This window comes from Mesorhizobium sp. M2E.F.Ca.ET.219.01.1.1 (assembly GCF_004016445.2).
In the GTDB taxonomy this organism is placed as follows: Bacteria; Pseudomonadota; Alphaproteobacteria; order Rhizobiales; family Rhizobiaceae; genus Mesorhizobium.
Genome location: NZ_SADT02000002.1, coordinates 257,803 through 276,003 on the forward strand (window position 1 = coordinate 257,803; position 18,201 = coordinate 276,003).

Genomic DNA, 18,201 nt, shown 5'->3' on the forward strand with positions numbered 1-18,201 from the left:
CTCAGAACGGCTTCTCGCCGGTCACTTCAAAGCGCTCGACCGCGCAGTGCTCGGCAATCACCGCCAGGATGTCCGTCGAAGGCTCAAGCGCGTCGGGCTGCTTCCATTGAACGTCGAAGGAAAAAACAAAGCGGTTGCGGTCGACATCGTGCTCCATGCCGACGAAACGCACGTCGTAGCCGAGCGGTCGTACCAATTCCCCGATGTCGGGCGGCGAGTTCTTCGGCCATGAGACCGACAGGATCGCCTTGTGGTCGCGCGGGATTTTCAGATCGACCCATTTCAGCGCCTGCAGCGTCACCAGGGTCAGCACCGTCGCGATCATGCCGAGGCCATACTGGCCACCGCCGAAGGCGAGGCCGATCATCGTCATGATCCACATCGTGGCGGCGGTGGTGACGCCGGTGACGAGATCGCCGCGCCGCAGGATGGCGCCGCCGCCGATGAAGCCGACACCGGTCAGCACGCCGAGCGCGAAGCGCATCACATCCATGCGCACGAAAGAGTCCGGCCCCTTGCCGGCGACGTCGAGCAGCATGTTGGCCTGGACCATGGCCACACAGGCCGCCAGACCGACCAGTATGGTTGTGCGCAGCCCGGCGGAATGGCCGCGCGCCTCGCGGTTCAGGCCGATGAGGAAGCCGGCCAGCAGGGTCAGCAAGAGCCGCCCGACAAGGTCCAGCCAGGTCGGATGAAGCGGCATGTCGCAGCAAAGTGTCTCGAACATTGTCTCGACAAGGGGGTGTAAATTCACCGCGCCTCAATTTCGTCAGCGACGTTCAACCGGGCAGAGCCGGGAATGGTTCCGTGACCGATGTCTGAAGAAATCAGGGCTGTCTTCAATGCGCGGCGAGGCTGACCACCAACGCCAGCACCACGATGCCCACCAGCCCGGCGATGAAAATGATGCGGCGGGTGCGCGTGCGCAGGATGATTTCACCCTGTCGTGCGTCCTGGCCCGAGAAGACCAGTCCTTCGCTATCGCGATCCTTGCTCATGAATTGCTCCTTCCTTTGGAACGGATCCGGAAGGTCTCTGAGCAGGAACCGATTTGTCGGTGCGAAGTTCCGCCGTATTTTGGCAGGAGAAATGCCCGCGACCGGATTGAACCGGTCGCGGGAGATTTCGCTTTAGCCGAATTTCGGGTCGAGGCTGCCCGACTTGTAGCGCTTGGCCATCTCCGCCAGCGGGATCGGCTTGATCTTCGGCGCGTTGCCGGCGGTGCCGAACTGCTCGAAGCGCTCCTTGCAGAGCTTCTTCATGGCAGCCATCGCCGGCGTCAGATATTTGCGCGGATCGAACTCCGACGGGTTCTCGGTCAGCACCTTGCGGATCGCGCCGGTCAGCGCCATGCGGTTGTCTGTGTCGATGTTGATCTTCCGCACACCATGCTTGATGCCGCGCTGGATCTCCTCCACCGGCACGCCCCAGGTCGGCTTCATCTGGCCGCCATATTTGTTGATGATCTCCTGCAATTCCTCCGGCACCGACGACGAGCCATGCATGACCAGATGCATGTTGGGCAGGCGGCGATGGATCTCCTCGATCACGTTCATCGCCAGCACCGCGCCGTCCGGCTTGCGCGAGAATTTATAGGCGCCGTGGCTGGTGCCCATGGCCACCGCCAGCGCGTCGACATGCGTGTCGCGCACGAACTGCTCGGCCTGCACCGGGTCGGTCAAAAGCTGGTCGTGGCTGATCGCGCCTTCGACGCCATGGCCGTCTTCCTGCTCGCCGCCGCCGCTTTCCAGGGAACCCAGCACGCCGATCTCGCCTTCCACCGAGACACCGCCCCAATGCGCCATGTCGACGACGCGGCGCGTGATGCCGGAATTATAGGCGTAGTCGGCCGGCGACTTGCCGTCCTCCTTCAGCGAGCCGTCCATCATCACCGAGGTGAAGCCGTACTGGATCGCGGTGACGCAGGTGGCTTCATTGTTGCCGTGGTCGAGATGCATGCAGACCGGGATGTCGGGATGGATCTCGACCAGCGCGTCGATCAGCTTGGCCAGCACCACGTCATTGGCATAGGCGCGCGCGCCGCGGCTGGCCTGCAGGATGACCGGCGACTTGGTCTCCTCGGCCGCCTCCATGATGGCGAGGCCTTGTTCCATATTGTTCATGTTGAAGGCAGGCACGCCATAGCCATGTTCTGCGGCATGGTCGAGCAATTGTCTCAGTGTGATGCGAGCCAACGAATAGTCTCCCGTATCTGGTTCGAGCCCGTTTGAAATGGCCGCCCGGCGTCGGGCGGCCCCGTTGCTTCTGGCTGGATTTCCGACGCACCGCAACCACTCTCGTCGCGGTCCTGAAATCCAAATCGGTTTAGTTCTGGTGCACCGGTTGCTCAGGCGGCAATCTTTGCACGCGCGGCGAGGATTTCGGCGCAGGCCTTCGCCGCTTCCTTGCCCTTCACGGTGAAATGCTCGTGAAAGAAGCGGCGGTGCTCGGCGCTGTCATGATAATTGTGCGGCGTCAGCACCGCCGACAGCACCGGCACGCCAGTTGAAAGCTGCACATTCATCATCCCGTCGATGACGGCGCTCGCCACGAAGTCGTGCCGGTAGATGCCGCCGTTGACGACGAAGGCGGTGCCGAGGATCGCGGCGTAGCGGCCTGTCTCCGCAAGCGTCTTGGCGTGCAGCGGGATTTCATAGGCTCCCGGCACGTCGAAGACCTCGACGGCAAAGCCACCGAGCGCGGCAAGCTCCGCCTCGAACGCCGCCACGCACTGGTCGACGATATCGGCGTGCCAGCGCGCCCGGATGACGGCGACACGGCGGACAGTATGGTCTTTGGGGAAATGCTGATTCATGGGTCCTTCCTTCCGTTTCGAACCAGAATCAGGACGCACGACGCAAAAACACGGCCCGCTTCAGCGGACCGTCTTCTGCGTACGTTCTCTTCCATCCGGACTGTAACCGTCGGCCCCGGAATCGCACCGGATCTGCTGACCCTTCCGATAGGGCCGGAAGGCGCTCGCGGGCTTGGGTCGAGACCCTTACCGCCGGTGGGGACTTTCACCCCGCCCTGAGAACAATGACGGTGCAGGTATGGAGGGGGAGGCAGGCGCTGTCAATTGGCGACTAGCCAATCTCTCCGTTGTGGGGGATGACCGGCAGGTAGACGGGGGCGCGGCGTTGCAGGATCAAGGTTCCTCGCCCCACGAAGTGGGGAGAGGTGGCTCGGCGAAGCCGAGACGGAGAGGGGAGCGCCCTACGAAGGCCCCCTCTCCGTCCGCTTCGCGGCCACCTCTCCCCCGCCTTGGCGGGGCGAGGAACCCAAGCATAGATACGCCGGCGGGACCGCGCCCCCTCTGTCGCCATTGGCGACGGAGGGGATTAGCTTCGCTCCGGAAACATCGCCTTCAGCCCCTCGCGCGAGGCCTTTGCCACGCCGCGTTCGGTGATCAATCCCGTCACCAACCTTGCCGGCGTCACATCGAAGGCCGGGTTCGCCGCCGGCGTCTGATCCGGCGACACGCGCACCTGCGCGATCTTGCCGTCTGACGTCTTGCCCCAGACCAGCGAAACCTCGTCGCCGGAGCGCTCCTCGATCGGGATTTCCGCAAGCCCGTCGGCGACCGTCCAGTCGATGGTGGGCGAGGGGAGCGCGACGTAGAAGGGCACGTCGTTGTCGGCCGCGGCCAGCGCCTTCAGATAGGTGCCGATCTTGTTGCAGACGTCGCCATTGGCGGTGGTGCGGTCGGTGCCGACGATCACCATGTCGATGTCGCCATGCTGCATCAGATGGCCGCCGGCATTGTCGACGATCAGCGTATGCGGCACGCCGTGCCCGGCCATCTCCCAGGCGGTCAGCTGGGCGCCCTGGTTGCGCGGCCTGGTCTCGTCCACATAGACGTGAACCGGAATGCCAGCCTCGGTCGCCAGATAGATCGGCGCGGTGGCCGTGCCGTAGTCGACGGTCGCCAGCCAGCCGGCATTGCAATGCGTGAGGATGTTGACGGTCTCGCCGGGCTGCTTCCTCGCCGCGATTTTCTTGATGATCTCAAGCCCGTTCTCGCCAATGGCGCGGTTCAACCCGACATCCTCGTCGGCGATCTCGGCGGCCCGCTTGTAGGCAGCCTCCGCGCGTTCCTCCGGCGCGAGCGGCTTAAGATGCCGCCGCATCTCATCCAGCGCCCAGCGCAGGTTGATCGCGGTCGGCCGCGTCTTGTTGAGCGTCTCCCACACCGCATCGAGCGCTTCGTCCGACGGATCGTCCATCATCTGGATGGCGACGCCATAGGCCGCGGTGACGCCGATCAGTGGCGCGCCGCGCACCCACATGTCGCGGATCGCGGTGGCGATGCCGGCGACGTTTCCGATCGTCTCGATCCGGAACTCATGCGGCAGCCAGCGCTGGTCGATGATCTCGACCGAGCGCTCATCGTCGCTGAGCCAGATGGTGCGGTAATGGCGTTCGCCGACATTCAAAGGGAGTTCTCCTGTTCGATCAGCGCGGCCAGATTGTTGACCTCGTCGATGCTGTGGATCTGGCGCCGGTTGACGGCGATGTGGCGGCCGAAGCGCAAAGCCTTGGCCTCACATGTGGCGCGCAGGTCTTGATCGGCAATGGTTTCGAAATCGGCATTGTGGGCGAGGCCGAGAATACGCCGGTGCACCTCGATGCCGGCGAAGCCGAGCAGGTCGATCCAGATGGAATGCAGCACGTGGTCGAGCGCCTGTTCGGCGCCGAGCTGGTCGCCCTGATCCTCGAACAGGCTTTTCTGGTAGAGGATGCCGGTGCGCTCGGTCCGCCACAGATGCGCGAACTCGGCGCGGAAGGTGGCCCAGGTCTCAGCGGTGACGCCGAGCAGATAGGCGCGCATCGAGTCGCGACTGCCTTTTTCCTCGTGCCCGCGCTGCGAGAAGAAGGCCATCCAGAAATTGGCAAGCAGCATGCCGACATCGAAGGCGATCGGGCCGTAGAAGGCGAACTCCGGATCGATCATCCGGGTCTCTGTGTCCGTCACCATGATCGAGCCCGAATGCAGGTCGCCATGCAGCAGCGTCTCGGCATTGGCGGCGAAGAGATGCTTCAGCCGCTGCGCCTCGACCTTGAGGTCGCGATCGGCCCGCAATTCGGCGACAAGGCCGTCGAGCTGTGGCGAGGTGTGCCGGTTCATCTTGGCGTCGAAATAGGGATCGGAGAACACCAGGTTCTCGGTGATGTCGCAAAGCTCGACATTGTCGGCGAATAAAGCCAGATCGGCTTTGCGATCCTTGGCCACCATCGACAGGTCAGAGCCACGGAACAGCGTGCGGGCCATGAACAGGCCGATGTCGCGCGCAATGTTCGGCAATTCGCGGCCGTCGATCAGCGCGCGCCGCAGGATGACGTGCGGCGGCGCCAGATATTCCATGATGATCAGCGCCTGGGTCTCGTCGAAATGGTAGATCGCCGGCACTGAGCCCGGCGCGCGGCGCTCCTGTCTGGTCAGCGCATGATATTCGAAGAAGGAGCGCTTGAGCGGCAGCGGCCAGCTGTCGCCGACCAGCCGCACATAGGGCAGCGCCTGCTTGACCACCGCGGCGCCCTGGTCGCCCTCGACGATAAACACGAGGTTGAGATTGCCGTCGCCGACCTCGCGTACTTTCCAGCGGCTGGTGTCCTTGCCGATGCGCTCGGTCAGCGCCGCGGTCTCGCCAAGGCGCTTCGGGAGCGTTTCCACCGACAATGCTTCGAACTTCCCGGTCATGCTCTCCCCTCCTGCGCGTGATCTCCGACGATAGCGGAGCCACGGCGGCGGGGCCAAGCTAGGAAGCGCTCTGGCAAATGTCAATCGTGTTGACAATTGACGAATGAGCCCATAGCGTCACGGGCTAGGGAGGAAGGAATGGGCGCAGATGCCGTGTTCCATGTGGAGGGCCTGAGGAAATCCTTCGGCCAGAACGAGGTGCTTGGCGGCATCTCGCTCGAACTGCATTCAGGCGAGGTGACGGTGCTGATGGGCGCCAATGGCGCCGGCAAATCCACCCTGGTCAAGATCGTCAGCGGCGTCTATGCGCGCGGTGCCGGCACGATGCGGCTCGCCGGCGAGGCGTTCGACCCGCAGACCCCGGCCGAGGCCATCCGCGCCGGCGTCGTGACCGTGCACCAGAACATCAATGACGGCGTGGTCGCCGACCTCGACGTCGCCACCAATCTGACGCTCGACCGGTTGAGTGGCAAGGGCGCATCGATGCTGTTCAGGCCCGCCAATGTCCGGGCCGAAGCAAGGGCTGTCGCCGACCGCATGGGGCTCACAATCGACCTCAAGGCGCGCGTCAGCGATCTGTCACTGGCCGACCGGCAGATGGTGGCCATCGCCCGCGCCATGGCGCACCAGCCCAAGGTGCTGATCCTCGACGAGCCGACCTCGTCGCTGTCGAGCGCCGAGGCCGACCGGTTGTTTTCGCTGATTGACCGGCTGCGCGGTCATGGCGTTGCCATCCTCTACATCTCGCACCGCATGTCCGACATCAGGCGGCTCGCCGACCGCATCGTGTCGATGCGCGACGGCTTGATCTCCGGCGCCTTCGATAAAAAACCGCTCGATTACGAGGGCGCGGTCAACGCCATGCTCGGCCGCAAGATCCATCTCGACAGGGTCGTCGCCAGAAGCTCGGCGCGCGCGGTCTTCATGGCCGAAGGCCTGCAGCTCGCGCACGGAGCAAAACCGATCTCGATGACGCTCGGCGCCGGCGAGGTGGTGGCGATCACCGGCCTTGTCGGCGTCGGCAAGACGGCGTTGGCCGAAACGCTGTTCGGCGTGCGCAAGCCGCTTGCCGGCACCATGCATATGGACGGCAAGCCCTACGCGCCTGGCTCGGCGCGCGAGGCGATCGCCGCCGGCGTCTTCCTGGTCGCCAAAGACCGCGCCGAGAGCGGCATCGTCGGCGGCTTCAACATCGAGCGCAACATCAGCTTGCCGTTCCTCAAGCGCATGTCGAGCCTCAGTGTCATGAAGAAGCGCGCCGAGCGCGTCGCCGCCCGCCGCCAGATCGACGAGCTCGGCATCGTCTGCCGCTCGGAGAAGGACGAGCTTTCGGCGCTGTCCGGCGGCAACCAGCAGAAGGTGATGGTGGCGCGCTGGATGTCGCAGGCCTCGCGCCTATTCATCCTCGACGAGCCATTCCAGGGCGTCGACATTTCGGCGCGCCGCGACATCGCCGCCAAGCTGAGGGCCAGCGCAGACGGCCGCGCGACGCTGATCTTCGTCACCGAGATCGACGAGGCGCTGGAGACCGCCGACCGCATCCTGGTGATGTCGGAACACACAATCGTCGGCGAGCATCGCAATGCCGATATCGACCTCGACCGGCTGCTGGCGGAAGTGGCCGGCGGACCGTTTCACAGCGCTGCGTGAGGGGGACAAATTGCAGGGAGTGGACTGGGAATGCGTTTGAGTTCGAATGCCGCGCGGCGGGGCGCTGAATGATGCGCGACTACGCCATCCGCTACGGCTTCATCGTCCTGCTGGTCGGGCTGATCGCCTATTTCGCTGTTGCAGCCGACGGCTTCGTCTCGCCGCAAAGCGCGGTCTTCATCTTCCAGTCGGTGGCCATCACCGGCGTGCTGGCGCTCGGTGTCACCGCGACGCTGGTCGTCGGCGGCTTCGACCTGTCTATTGGCTCAGTCGCCACCAGCGCCATGATGGCGGCGTCTTACGCCATGGTGGTGCTGGAGCAGAACGCTATCGTCGCCGTCATCGCCTGCCTGGTCATCGGCGTCATCGTCGGCCTGATCAATGGCTGGCTGATCGTCTATATGCGTGTGCCCGATCTGCTGGCGACGCTCGGCATGATGTTCCTGCTGCTCGGCCTGCAGCGCATTCCGACGGAGGGACGCTCGATCGCGACCGGGATGACCATGCCCGACGGCTCGGTCGCCAACGGCAAGTTCTCGGAAGCTTTCCTGGCGCTCGGCCGCCATCGCATCGACTTCTTCATCCCGAGCCTGATCCCGGTCTCGGTGGTGGTGCTCGTGGTGCTCGCGGTGCTGATCTGGTTCTTCCTCGAATACACCCGCTTCGGCCGCATGATGTATGCGGTCGGCTCCAACGAGAGGGCCGCTGAACTCGCCGGCGCGCCTGTCAAGGCATACAAAATCTGGGCCTATGTCATTTCGGGAGTTTTTGCCTCGATCGGCGGGATTTTGCTCGCCGCCCGGCTTGGACGCGGCGACATCGCCTCGGGTAATAATCTGTTGCTCGACGCAGTAGCGGCGGCGCTCATCGGCTACGCGGTGCTCGGCGCGGCCAAGCCCAACGCTTTCGGCACGGCCGTCGGCGCGGTGTTCGTCGGTGTCCTGCTGCAAGGCCTGACGATGATGAACGCCCCTTACTACACGCAGGATTTCGTCAAGGGCGCGGTGCTTGTCGTCGCCCTTGTCTTCACCTTCGCCCTGTCCGGCAGGGGCAAGAGATAGTTTCGACCGGGGTATTGAGACAAAACGGAGGAAAACGAAGTGAACATCACGAGAAGACTTTTGGGGAAGGCGGCACTCGGCCTCGCCGGCGCGGCGCTGCTGATGCAGGGCACGGCATCGGCGGCGGACAAGCCGGCGCCGTTCGACAAGCCGGGCGTCAAGATTGCGCTGGTGCGGTATCTATCGACCGGTGACTTCTTCCAGGCCTATCTGTCCGGCGTCGAGGCGCAGGCCAAGGCGCTGGGCGTCGATCTGCGCGTGCTCGACAGCCGCCAGGATGCCGCGCTCCAGGCCGACATGGTCGACCAGGCCATCGCCCTCGGCGTGCAGGGCATCATAATCCAGCACGGCCTGACGGAATCGATGAAGGACGCCGCCCAGCGCGCTGTCGACGCCGGCATCAAGGTCGTCGCCTTCGACGTCAATGTCGAGAACCCGAAGATCCCGCAGATCGAGCAGTCGGACAAGGACCTTGCCAAGCTGGCGCTCGAGCAGGCGGTCAAGGACAATGGCGAGAGCTGGAAGGCCGGCTATGTCTATGTCGCCGGCATCGCCCCGCTCGACCGCCGCAACGAGACCTGGGTGGACGTGAAGAAGAAATATTCGGGCATCAGCGAGGTCGCCCAGTTCGGCACGCTCGACAACCCGATCGCCAACTCCGTCGCCAACCAGGCGCGCTCGGTGCTGCAGGCGCACCCCGACATCAAGGTGATGTTCGCGCCCTATGACGAGTTCGCCAAGGGCGTGAAGATCGCGGTCGACGAGGCCGGCCTGAACAAAGGCATCAAGATCTACTCGGCCGACATCTCGACCTCGGATATCGCGGCGATGCGCGAGCCGGACAGCGCCTGGGCGGCGACCGCCGCCACCAACCCGGCCGTCGTCGGCCAGGTCTCGGTGCGCGCGCTGGCGCAGCTGCTTGCCGGCGAGGATCCCGGCCACAACGTCATCGTGCCGCCGACGCTGATCACCCAGAAGGAGCTGATCGACAAGGACATCAAGAACATGGAAGACCTGTCGGCCAAGCTGCCGCAATTCGCCCATGCCAATGTCGCGATGCCGGCCTGGATGCCGAACCCCAACGCCAAGTAAGGTCTCTGGCGGTCACGAAATGAAGAGAGCGGTCCAAAGGGCCGCTCTCTGTCTTTCCAAGTCTGCTGTTGCGGCCTCATCGCTGCCAGAAGGGCAGCTTGGCGATCTCGGCCTCGACCTCTTTTTTCGTCAGCCCGATATCGTCGATCAGATGCGGATTGTCCCTCGCCATCCGCTTGAGCTCAAAGCGAAAATAGGCCTGCTTGCGGTGTTCCGCGATGAGGCTGCGCAAAGCAGCCAGGCTGTAGCGCCGGCGGCCTTTTTGCATTGCCGGCGCCATCGCCAGACATGTGGAAGGCGCAAAGCTGTCGTTCATGGCAACCTCCATCGAAATGAGGGTTCCGAAGGCCCTCGACCAGATTGAGATTGCACTGTGCCGCAGCCGGCCGGCGGCGTAATTAAGCCCTGCCAAATAGTTCTCAAAACTTCCAAATCGGCTATAGATCGCCGCATGCACGGATCGCGCTTTGCTTTTGGACCGTTCGTGTTTGATCCTGGCGCGGGAACGCTGCTTCGGGGCGACGTCCCTGTGGCCGCCGGTCATCGCGGACTGAAGCTGCTCGAGGCCCTCGTCGCGCGTCCCGGCGAAATCCTGGCCAAGGCAGAGCTGATGGACGCGGCCTGGCCGGGTACCGCCGTTGAGGAAGGCAATCTCACCGTCCAGATCGCGCAGCTCAGGAAGCTGCTTGGCCCGGCGACCGGTGGCGGCGAGTGGATCGCCACCGTGCCGCGTGTCGGCTACCGCTTCACCGGTACCGTCGAACAGGCCGACGCCACGCGCAAACTCTTGCCGCTGCCCGACAAACCGTCGATCGCCGTGCTGCCCTTCATCAATCTGAGCAACGATCCCGAGCAGGACTCTTTCGCCGACGGCCTGACCGAAGACCTCATCACCGATCTCTCGCGGATTCCGGGCCTGTTCGTCATCGCGCGCAACTCGGTCTTTGCCTACAAGGGCAGGGCCATGGATGTGCGCGCCATCGCCGGGGAGCTTGGCGTGCGCTATCTGCTGGAGGGCAGCGCCAGACGTGTCGCCGGACGGGTTCGCATCAACGCCCAGCTGATTGATGCGCTGAGCGGCGAGCATCTCTGGGCGGAGCGTTTCGATCGCGGCCTGGAGGACATCTTCGCCGTTCAGGATGAGGCTACCAGTAAGATCGTCGAAGCGCTGCTTGGGAGGCTGCGCGCGCCGCCAGAGCGCAACCGGCCGAAGAGCCTCGAAGCTTATGATCTCGTCGTGCGGGCACGCAAAATGTTCGACGAGTCGCCGCAAATGGCGCGCGAAGCGCATCTGATGCTGACGCGCGCGATCTCGCTCGATCCGGACTATGCCGAGGCCTATCGCTGGCAGGCGATGAACCACTGGATGGGCTGGGTTCATTGGGGCGAACCGTTCGAGCCTGCCCGCAGCATCTCACTGGAGCTGGCGCGCAAGGCCGTGGCGATCGACCCCAACGATGCCGGCTGCCGCTGGGTGCTCGCCAATTTGCTTGCCTATGAACGCGATTTCGAACAGGCCGAGATTGAGTTCGCCAAGGCGATCGAACTCGATCCGAATGAGGCCGATATCTGGGCGACATTGTCCGACATCGAGGTGCTGGCCGGCCAGGTGGACTTAAGTCTCGAACACATCCGCAAGGCGTTCCGGCTCAATCCCTTTCCGCCGAGCTGGTATTATCTGACGCTCGGCCAGGCGCAGTATGCGGCCCGTGACTATGAAGCCGCCGTCGAGACGCTGCGCCGCGACGAGACCTACCGCACCAGCTCGCGCCGCTTCCTGGCGGCGGCCCTTGCTCAACTCGGCCGGCTCGACGAGGCGCGCACCGAGGTCGCGCTGTTCCTCGTCGGCAACTCGCATTTCTCCACCCAGCGCTGGGTCGACACGGAGCCGTTCCGCGACGACGCGACACTACGGCATTTCGTCGACGGCTTCCGCAAGGCCGGCCTTCCGGAGTAATGCGGCGTAACCTCAGCGGCCGGCGCGGGCCAGCCCATGTGCCACCAGCCGGTCGATGACCTCCGGATAGCTGATGCCGCTTGCCGCCATCGCCTTGGCGTACATGCTGATATTGGTGAAACCCGGAATGGTGTTGAGCTCGTTGATAAGGAACGACATGTCCGGCATCAGGAAGAAGTCGACGCGGGCCATGCCGTCGCAGCCGAGCGCCCTGAACGCCCTTGCGGCTGCGCCCCGCATGGCTTCCTCGACCTGCGGCGGCAATTCCGCCGGCACGATCAAGGCGGCGCCGTTCTCGTCGATATATTTGGCGTTGTAATTGTAGAAGCCGTGGCTCGCTGCGGGCACGATCTCGCCCGGTCGCGAGACGAAGAGTTCGCCCGAGGGACTCTCCAGCACGCTGAATTCGATCTCGCGGCCGCGAACGAATTCCTCCGCTAGCAGCTTGCGATCGTGCTGGAAGGCTTCCTCGAGTGCTCGATCGAATTCCTGGCTGGCATTGACCTTCGAGACGCCGACCGACGATCCCTGCCGCGCCGGCTTGATGAACAGCGGCAGGCCGAGCTGCTCTTCCAGCTCGGTGAGGGCAGGCGCCGCACCCTCTTCGATTGTCACTGAGCGTGCGACGGGCAGTCCGGCCGCCTTCAGCAGCCGCTTGGCAATGTCCTTGTCGAGGGCCGTGGCGGAGCCGAGGATGCCGCAGCCGGCGAGCGGCACGCGCGCCACTTCGGCCAGTCCCTGCACCGCGCCGTCCTCGCCATGCAGGCCATGCAGCACCGGAAACAGGATATCGATGGCGGGAATGTCGTGGGGGGTGCCGCCGGCGGGTATCGCCAGCATCCGCCCATGACCGCCCGGCACCAGGGCAGAGCTGCGTGCCGGCCGACGGCGTCGCCAGCGCGCCGCTCTCGAATTGGCTTAGCAGCCACAGTCCTTCGCGCGTGACGAAGATCGGAACGGCATCGTATTTCGCCGTGTCCAGCGCGGCCATGACGTTGGCCGCCGATAGCAGCGACACCTCATGCTCGGCGGAGCGCCCGCCGAGCAGCACACCGATACGAAGTCTTTTCGCCGCCATCTGGAGCTCCACCAATGATTAAGGTTGGGCTCGCATGCGAAACACAAGGCGTTCCCTTCAACCGTAGTAAGCGGAGGATTGGAGTGGGACTTTGACCGGTTGCAGCAGTTTTTCAGCAGAAGCGCGAGAGGCTGTCCGACCTGAACGGCGTCATGTCAGATGTCCAGATCCTTGAACAACGCGTCGGCCGAAGCGAACCGCTTGCCCTTGCCCTTCTCCAATTCGGCCATGGCCTTTCGTGTGGTTGCGTTCGGCACTTTCACCGGAAAGGGAAATTCCTTGTCCGCGGCGACACGGACCAACAGCAGGCGAATGGCGTCGGAAACCGACAACCCCATGGCCGCCAAGGCTTCCGTAGCCTGATCCTTCGTTGCGGTATCGATGCGAGCACGAACTACCGTATCTGATGCCATATGCGACTCCTCTGGAGCCACAATGTAGCTACAGAGGAGCATTCCTGCAAGCAGGTACCTTTACAAGATAAACATCACCGCAGCGCCGCCGCTATGTTGCCGCCGTCTACCGTCGTCACATCAGCGGTGGTGCGCTCGGCCAGCGCTTGATGCAGGAAGGCCTGCGCCACGTCGTCGGCCGTCACCTCCTGTCCGAGCAGGTTGCCGGACATGTATTCCTTCTCCGAGACGCCGCGCGCGCCGGAGCGGCTGGCGATCATGGCATCGGTGAGAAGCCCGGAGCGGATGCGGTCTGCATTGACAGCGTTCGAGCGTATGCCAAAGGCGCCGTAGTCCAGGGCGTATTGCCTGGACAGGAACAGCGTCGCCGCCTTGGGAATCCCGTAGGCGCCGAATTTCGGGCCGGGATTGATCGCCTGCTTCGAGGTGTTGAAGAGCAACACACCTCCCGTGCCCTGTTCCAGCATGATGCGCACTCCATTCTGCGCTGCCGACTGGTGGGCGAAGAAATTGAGCTCGAAGCTCTTGCGCAGTGTCGCGTCGTCCAACTCGCCGATGCGGCCTTCCCAGGCCGCTCCCGCATTCGAAACCAGGATGTCGACGCCGCCATAGACCGCGACCGCCTTGTCGAAGGCGGCGCGCATCTCGGCCGGCTTGGTGATGTCGGCGCCGACGCCGATCGAGTTGTTGCCGGCCGCCTTGGCCGCTTCCGCGGCCTTGGCCGGATCGAGGTCGACGATCACCGCATGCGCGCCATTGGCGGCGAACAATTTTGCCGTCGCGGCGCCGATGGCGCCGGCGCCGCCGGTGATCAGCACCACCTGGCCGGTCAGCGGCTTCGGCTTGTTGGAGGCAAGCTTGGCCTGTTCCAACGACCAGTATTCGAGCGGGAAGAGGTCGGCCTTGGACAGAGGATGGAAATTGCCGACGGCCTCGGCGCCGCGCACTGCCTCGATCCACATCTCGCCGACATCCGACGCGATCTTGGCGTCCTTCAGCGTGCGGCCATGGCCGAACATGCCCAGACCCGGCACAAGCGTCAGGCGCGGCATCGGGTCGAGCATGGTGCGCTTCACGTCGTCCAGCGCGTCATTGGTCTCGAAATAGGCGGTGTAGTCCTTGACGAAGGTCTCGACATGGCTGCGCACCACTGCCTTGTAGTCGCCGAGCTTGTCGGCGTCCGGCGCCGGTACCGCCATCGGCCCGGTCTTGATGCGGATCGACAGGTCCGGAGTCGAGACGCCGCGGCCGGCATAGTCGGCGATCTTGGCCGAATTGATGAAATCGACGATGGCGTCAGAGGTGCGGAAGTCGCTGATCATGCGGTCGAAACGGCCTTCGCCGCGCGCCACGGCCACGGCGCCGCGCAGCGTCGGCGCGATGTCGCCCGGCCTGGCGAGCTTTGCCGGCAGCGCCGCCTTGGCCGCCTGCGGCTTGCCGTTCCTGGCGACATACTCCTCGGCCACAGTCACGTAATGGATCATGCGGTCATAGGCCTGCCTGGCATCATCGCCGAAGGTGAAGATGCCGTGCTTGTCGAGGATCAAACCCTCGACGCTCGGGTCGGCGTCGAAGACTTCCGCCGCGACCTTGGCGAGGTCGAAGCCGGGCTTGATGTAGGGCACGTAACCCATCTTGTCGCCGAACACGGTCTTGATCAGCGGCTTGCTGTCTTCCTGGTCGACGATAGCCAGGATCGCGGTCGAATGCGTGTGGTCGACGAATTTGTGCGGCAGAAAGGCGTGCAGCAGTGTTTCGACCGACGGGTTGGGGGAGGACGGATCAATCAGGTTGGAGCGCTGCAGCGCCACCATGTCCTCGTCGGAGAGCTTGGTAAGCCCGCGCGCCTTGAGCAGCGCGCCCATCTTCACCGCCGGCAGGCCTTGCGGCTCAATGACGGCCATGTCCCAGCCGCTGCCCTTGACGCACAGCACGTCCCACTCGTCGCCGAGGAGATCAGTGGCCTTGGTCTTGCAGGACGTGTTGCCGCCGCCATGCAGCACCAGCCGTGGCTCGCCGCCGAGCAGGCGGGTCGTGTAGACGCGCAACGCAAGGTCGCCACCGACGCCCTTCCTGGCATAGTCGGCAACCATCTTCTCCGCGTCGGCGTCGTTCCAAAGGTTCTTCATGTCGTTCCGTCCGATACTCGTCTTTTTGCTCATGAACAGAAAGCCGCGACGTCTGTATGACAGAAGCGGCGAGGGTGGTTTTTCTAGGAGGCCTTTTTGGTTGCCGCCTCGGCGTATTGGAGCAGGCGCCCGGCCATATGCGCGCCGATCACCAGATGCGTGCAGAGCCCGCCGGCGATGGCTGAAAGCAGCGGCTCGAACTTGGTGTCTTCCTGCACCACCATCAGCCGCTTCTCGATGGCGCGCAGCGAAGCGAGCTCGGCGGAGATGACGCGCCGGTTGTAGCTGCAGTCGAGCACCTCGCCCCCGGCGTCGATGATCTGCCCGGCGATGACGCCGGCGGCGCCCTGGCTGCGCAGCCCTTCCATCTCGGCCGGCGACAGCGCGCCGCATTTAACCAGATGGCTGTCGGCATCGACCGCGCCGACGGAATAGAGCGCCAGGTCGCAGTTGGCGATGCCGGCAAGCTGGTCGCGGATCACCGGCTCGGCGCGCAGGCTCTTCGCCAGCTCTTCCGTCGACAGCACCAGCGGCGCATAGAAGTTCAGACCTTTGGCGTTCAGCCGCCGCGCGATCTCCATCGTGCACTGGTCAGGCCGGTAGGAATAGGGCGCGCCGAGATTGCCGCAGAGCTGCACCACGGTGACGTCCTGCAGGTCGGCAAAGGACATGATATCGGCGATGGTGTAGACGGTGCGGCCCCAGGCGACGCCGATGCGGTCGCCCTTTTTCACCAGCTCAAGAAAGACGCTCGCCGCCAGCACCGCGATGTCGGTCGAGGGGTCGGCGAGATAGGCATTTTCCGGCGCGATCCAGACGGCGTCGAGCCCGAAGGCGTCTTCAACCTTGCGCGCCATGACATCGTCGGTGAAGAGCTGGGTCGAGGTCGAGATGTTGACGATTCCGGTCTCGCGCGCCTTGCGCAGATACATGGCGACCGAGGCCCGCGAAATGTTGAGCTGGCTCGCCACTTCGTCCTGGCGCAGGCCATGGGCGTAGTAAAGCCAGGCGGCCTTGTGGATGAGCTGTTCTGCCGGTCTGATCGCCATGCCGCCTCCTCGGCTGACATTAGTCACGGCTCTCGACAAAAGTCAAACTTGGTTGGGCGGAGGGGCAATCACCTCCCGGCAAGGCGTATCCTGGATCGCCGTTCTACCAAGCCGGCGCAGCATAGCATTTTCAGACGCCGGAGGGGGATAGCGCGACGACGAGCCTAAGGTTAGAAAGTTCGAAAAGAACTTTGGGGAGAACGGGATGGCCAATCCCTACGAACAGGATCTCGACAGGAACGCCGCCAACCATCAGCCGCTGACGCCGCTGACCTATCTCGAGCGGGCGGCCAAGACCTACCCCGACCATGTCGCCATCATCCATGGCAGCCAGCGCATCACCTATCGCGATTTCTTGCGCCGGTCGCTGAAGCTCGCCTCGGCGCTTGCGAGGCACGGCATCGGCAAGGGCGACACGGTGACGGTGATGCTGTCCAACACGCCGCCGATGCTGGAAGCGCATTTCGGCGTGCCGATGACCAAGGGAGTGCTGCATTCGCTGAACACCCGTCTCGACGCCGCCGTCATCGCCTTCCAGCTCGACCACGCCGACGCGAAGGTGCTGATCGTCGACCGCGAATTCTCGGGCGTCGTCAGGCAAGCGCTGGCATTGGCCAAGGTGAAGCCATTGGTCATCGACTATGACGACCCGGACTACGCCGCCGACGCGCCCTATCCGAAGGGCGAGCGGATCGGCGTGCTCGATTATGAAGACTTCGTCGCCGCGGGCGACGAGGCGTTCGCATGGTCGATGCCGGACGACGAATGGGACGCCATCTCGCTCAACTACACGTCCGGCACGACAGGCAATCCGAAGGGCGTCGTCTACCACCATCGCGGCGCCGCCCTGATGGCTTATACCAACACCATCCATGCCGGCATGGCCAAGCACGCGGTCTATCTGTGGACGCTGCCGATGTTCCATTGCAACGGCTGGTGCTTCCCCTGGACGCTCGCCGTGCAGGCCGGCACGCATGTCTGCCTGCGCTGGGTGCGGGCGACGCCGATCTATGACGCCATCGCCGACCACGGCGTCACGCATCTCTGCGGCGCGCCGATCGTCATGTCGGTGCTGATCAATGCGAAGGACGAGGACAAGCGCGCGTTCCGGCAGACTGTCACTTTCAACACCGCCGCGGCACCGCCACCGGAGGCCGTGCTGTCCGGCATGGCCGATGCAGGCTTTGCCGTCACCCATCTCTACGGCCTGACCGAGACCTACGGCCCGGCGGTCGTCAATGAATGGCACAATGAGTGGGACGGATTGGAGAAAGGCCCGAGGTCGGCCAAGAAGGCGCGCCAGGGCGTGCGCTACGCGTCGCTCGAGGGTCTTACGGTGATGGACCCTCAGGCGATGATCGAGACGCCGGCCGATGGCGAGACCATCGGCGAGGTCATGTTCCGCGGCAACATCGTCATGAAGGGTTATCTGAAGAACCGTAAGGCGACCGACGAGGCCTTCGCCGGCGGCTGGTTCCATTCCGGCGATCTCGGCGTCATGCACCCCGACGGCTACATCCAGCTCAAGGACCGCTCCAAGGACATCATCATCTCGGGCGGCGAGAACATCTCGTCCATCGAGGTCGAGGACGCGCTCTACAAGCATCCTTCCGTCGCCTCGTGCGGGGTGGTGGCTCGCGCGGATGACAAATGGGGCGAGGTGCCGGTCGCCTATGTCGAGCTGAAGCCCGGCAAGAGCGCAACCGAGGCCGAGATCATCGAGCACTGCCGAGGGTTGCTGGCGCGTTTCAAAGTGCCGAAGGCCGTGGTGTTTGCCGAGATTCCGAAGACGTCGACGGGCAAGATCCAGAAGTTCAGGTTGAGGGAAATGGCGAAGGGGGCGTAGTTCGCTCCTCCCAACATGGCTTTGACGTCGACAATTTGCGCCAGCGCCCGCGACGTCGTCATCCACGGGCGGAGCGGGAGCGAAGCGGACGCGTAGACCCGAGGATCCATGCCGTGACTTTGCGGCCGCGCTCCGGCGGTTGAGAATGGCTTGCGGCGAATGTCAGGTGCAGATCGGCCTAACTTATTGATCCGTCTCGTTCTTCGGTCGATGTTCCGGCATGGA

The 18,201-nt window shown here is 64.1% G+C and carries 15 protein-coding genes, 1 pseudogene and 1 riboswitch; of the genes and pseudogenes, 5 read left to right on the forward strand and 11 right to left on the reverse strand.

Annotated elements, in window-relative coordinates; translation table 11 throughout:
- Position 1: 1 nt before the first annotated feature.
- The 6 genes from EN862_RS11645 to mtnK all read right to left on the reverse strand — a co-directional run bounded on the left by EN862_RS11645 (position 2) and on the right by mtnK (position 5,701).
- The gene (locus tag EN862_RS11645) at positions 2 to 727 is read right to left on the reverse strand and encodes an MgtC/SapB family protein (protein WP_127866936.1); all 726 of its coding nucleotides are present in this window, start codon (positions 725 to 727) and stop codon (positions 2 to 4) included.
- 112 nt (positions 728 to 839) lie between these two features.
- Positions 840 to 998: a peptide ABC transporter permease gene (locus EN862_RS11650; RefSeq protein WP_127866937.1), complete on the reverse strand. Its 159-nt coding sequence runs from the start codon at positions 996 to 998 to the stop codon at positions 840 to 842.
- Between the two features lie 132 nt (positions 999 to 1,130).
- Positions 1,131 to 2,195, reverse strand: a complete 1,065-nt coding sequence (fba, locus tag EN862_RS11655; RefSeq protein ID WP_040998092.1) for a class II fructose-bisphosphate aldolase — start codon at positions 2,193 to 2,195, stop codon at positions 1,131 to 1,133.
- A 152-nt stretch (positions 2,196 to 2,347) separates the two neighbouring features.
- Entirely contained in the window at positions 2,348 to 2,815 is a 468-nt protein-coding gene (locus EN862_RS11660; RefSeq protein ID WP_127866938.1) for a 6,7-dimethyl-8-ribityllumazine synthase, read from the reverse strand.
- Positions 2,816 to 2,894: 79 nt separating this feature from the next.
- Positions 2,895 to 3,042: riboswitch (FMN riboswitch) on the reverse strand.
- A 299-nt stretch (positions 3,043 to 3,341) separates the two neighbouring features.
- Positions 3,342 to 4,436: an S-methyl-5-thioribose-1-phosphate isomerase gene (gene mtnA / locus EN862_RS11670; RefSeq protein ID WP_127866939.1), complete on the reverse strand. Its 1,095-nt coding sequence runs from the start codon at positions 4,434 to 4,436 to the stop codon at positions 3,342 to 3,344.
- Positions 4,433 to 5,701 (reverse strand): S-methyl-5-thioribose kinase, encoded by a 1,269-nt coding sequence (gene mtnK, locus EN862_RS11675; protein ID WP_127866940.1) that lies wholly within the window; start codon positions 5,699 to 5,701, stop codon positions 4,433 to 4,435. The genes mtnA and mtnK overlap by 4 nt, the downstream gene beginning before the upstream one ends.
- Positions 5,702 to 5,839: 138 nt before the next feature.
- Between mtnK and EN862_RS11680 the strand changes: the two genes are divergently transcribed.
- The 3 genes from EN862_RS11680 to EN862_RS11690 all read left to right on the forward strand — a co-directional run bounded on the left by EN862_RS11680 (position 5,840) and on the right by EN862_RS11690 (position 9,504).
- Entirely contained in the window at positions 5,840 to 7,351 is a 1,512-nt protein-coding gene (locus EN862_RS11680) for a sugar ABC transporter ATP-binding protein (protein ID WP_127866941.1), read from the forward strand.
- Positions 7,352 to 7,419: 68 nt separating this feature from the next.
- A complete protein-coding gene (locus EN862_RS11685; protein ID WP_127866942.1) occupies positions 7,420 to 8,412 on the forward strand; it encodes an ABC transporter permease in 993 nt (330 codons plus the stop codon).
- 39 nt (positions 8,413 to 8,451) lie between these two features.
- On the forward strand, positions 8,452 to 9,504 hold the full coding sequence (locus EN862_RS11690; RefSeq protein ID WP_127866943.1) for a substrate-binding domain-containing protein: 1,053 nt from the start codon (positions 8,452 to 8,454) through the stop codon (positions 9,502 to 9,504).
- A 76-nt stretch (positions 9,505 to 9,580) separates the two neighbouring features.
- Here EN862_RS11690 and EN862_RS11695 read toward each other — a convergent pair whose 3' ends face one another.
- Positions 9,581 to 9,772, reverse strand: coding sequence for a DUF1127 domain-containing protein (locus tag EN862_RS11695; RefSeq protein WP_245519618.1), 192 nt, complete (start codon positions 9,770 to 9,772; stop codon positions 9,581 to 9,583).
- A 183-nt stretch (positions 9,773 to 9,955) separates the two neighbouring features.
- On the opposite strand from EN862_RS11695, the gene EN862_RS11700 reads away from it, so the two are divergent.
- Positions 9,956 to 11,461 (forward strand): winged helix-turn-helix domain-containing tetratricopeptide repeat protein, encoded by a 1,506-nt coding sequence (locus EN862_RS11700; protein ID WP_127866944.1) that lies wholly within the window; start codon positions 9,956 to 9,958, stop codon positions 11,459 to 11,461.
- A gap of 12 nt (positions 11,462 to 11,473) precedes the next feature.
- On the opposite strand, the pseudogene EN862_RS11705 reads toward EN862_RS11700, so the two are convergent.
- From EN862_RS11705 to EN862_RS11720, 4 genes and pseudogenes are all read right to left on the reverse strand, one after another.
- Positions 11,474 to 12,539, reverse strand: a pseudogene (locus EN862_RS11705) (D-alanine--D-alanine ligase family protein).
- A gap of 155 nt (positions 12,540 to 12,694) precedes the next feature.
- Complete coding sequence (locus EN862_RS11710) at positions 12,695 to 12,952, reverse strand: type II toxin-antitoxin system RelB/DinJ family antitoxin (protein ID WP_127866945.1); 258 nt, start codon at positions 12,950 to 12,952, stop codon at positions 12,695 to 12,697.
- 74 nt (positions 12,953 to 13,026) lie between these two features.
- Positions 13,027 to 15,081: a bifunctional aldolase/short-chain dehydrogenase gene (locus tag EN862_RS11715; protein WP_127866946.1), complete on the reverse strand. Its 2,055-nt coding sequence runs from the start codon at positions 15,079 to 15,081 to the stop codon at positions 13,027 to 13,029.
- Between the two features lie 83 nt (positions 15,082 to 15,164).
- Complete coding sequence (locus EN862_RS11720) at positions 15,165 to 16,130, reverse strand: sugar-binding transcriptional regulator (protein ID WP_127866947.1); 966 nt, start codon at positions 16,128 to 16,130, stop codon at positions 15,165 to 15,167.
- Between the two features lie 205 nt (positions 16,131 to 16,335).
- Between EN862_RS11720 and EN862_RS11725 the strand changes: the two genes are divergently transcribed.
- Positions 16,336 to 17,976, forward strand: a complete 1,641-nt coding sequence (locus EN862_RS11725; protein WP_127866948.1) for an acyl-CoA synthetase — start codon at positions 16,336 to 16,338, stop codon at positions 17,974 to 17,976.
- Positions 17,977 to 18,201: the final 225 nt, after the last annotated feature.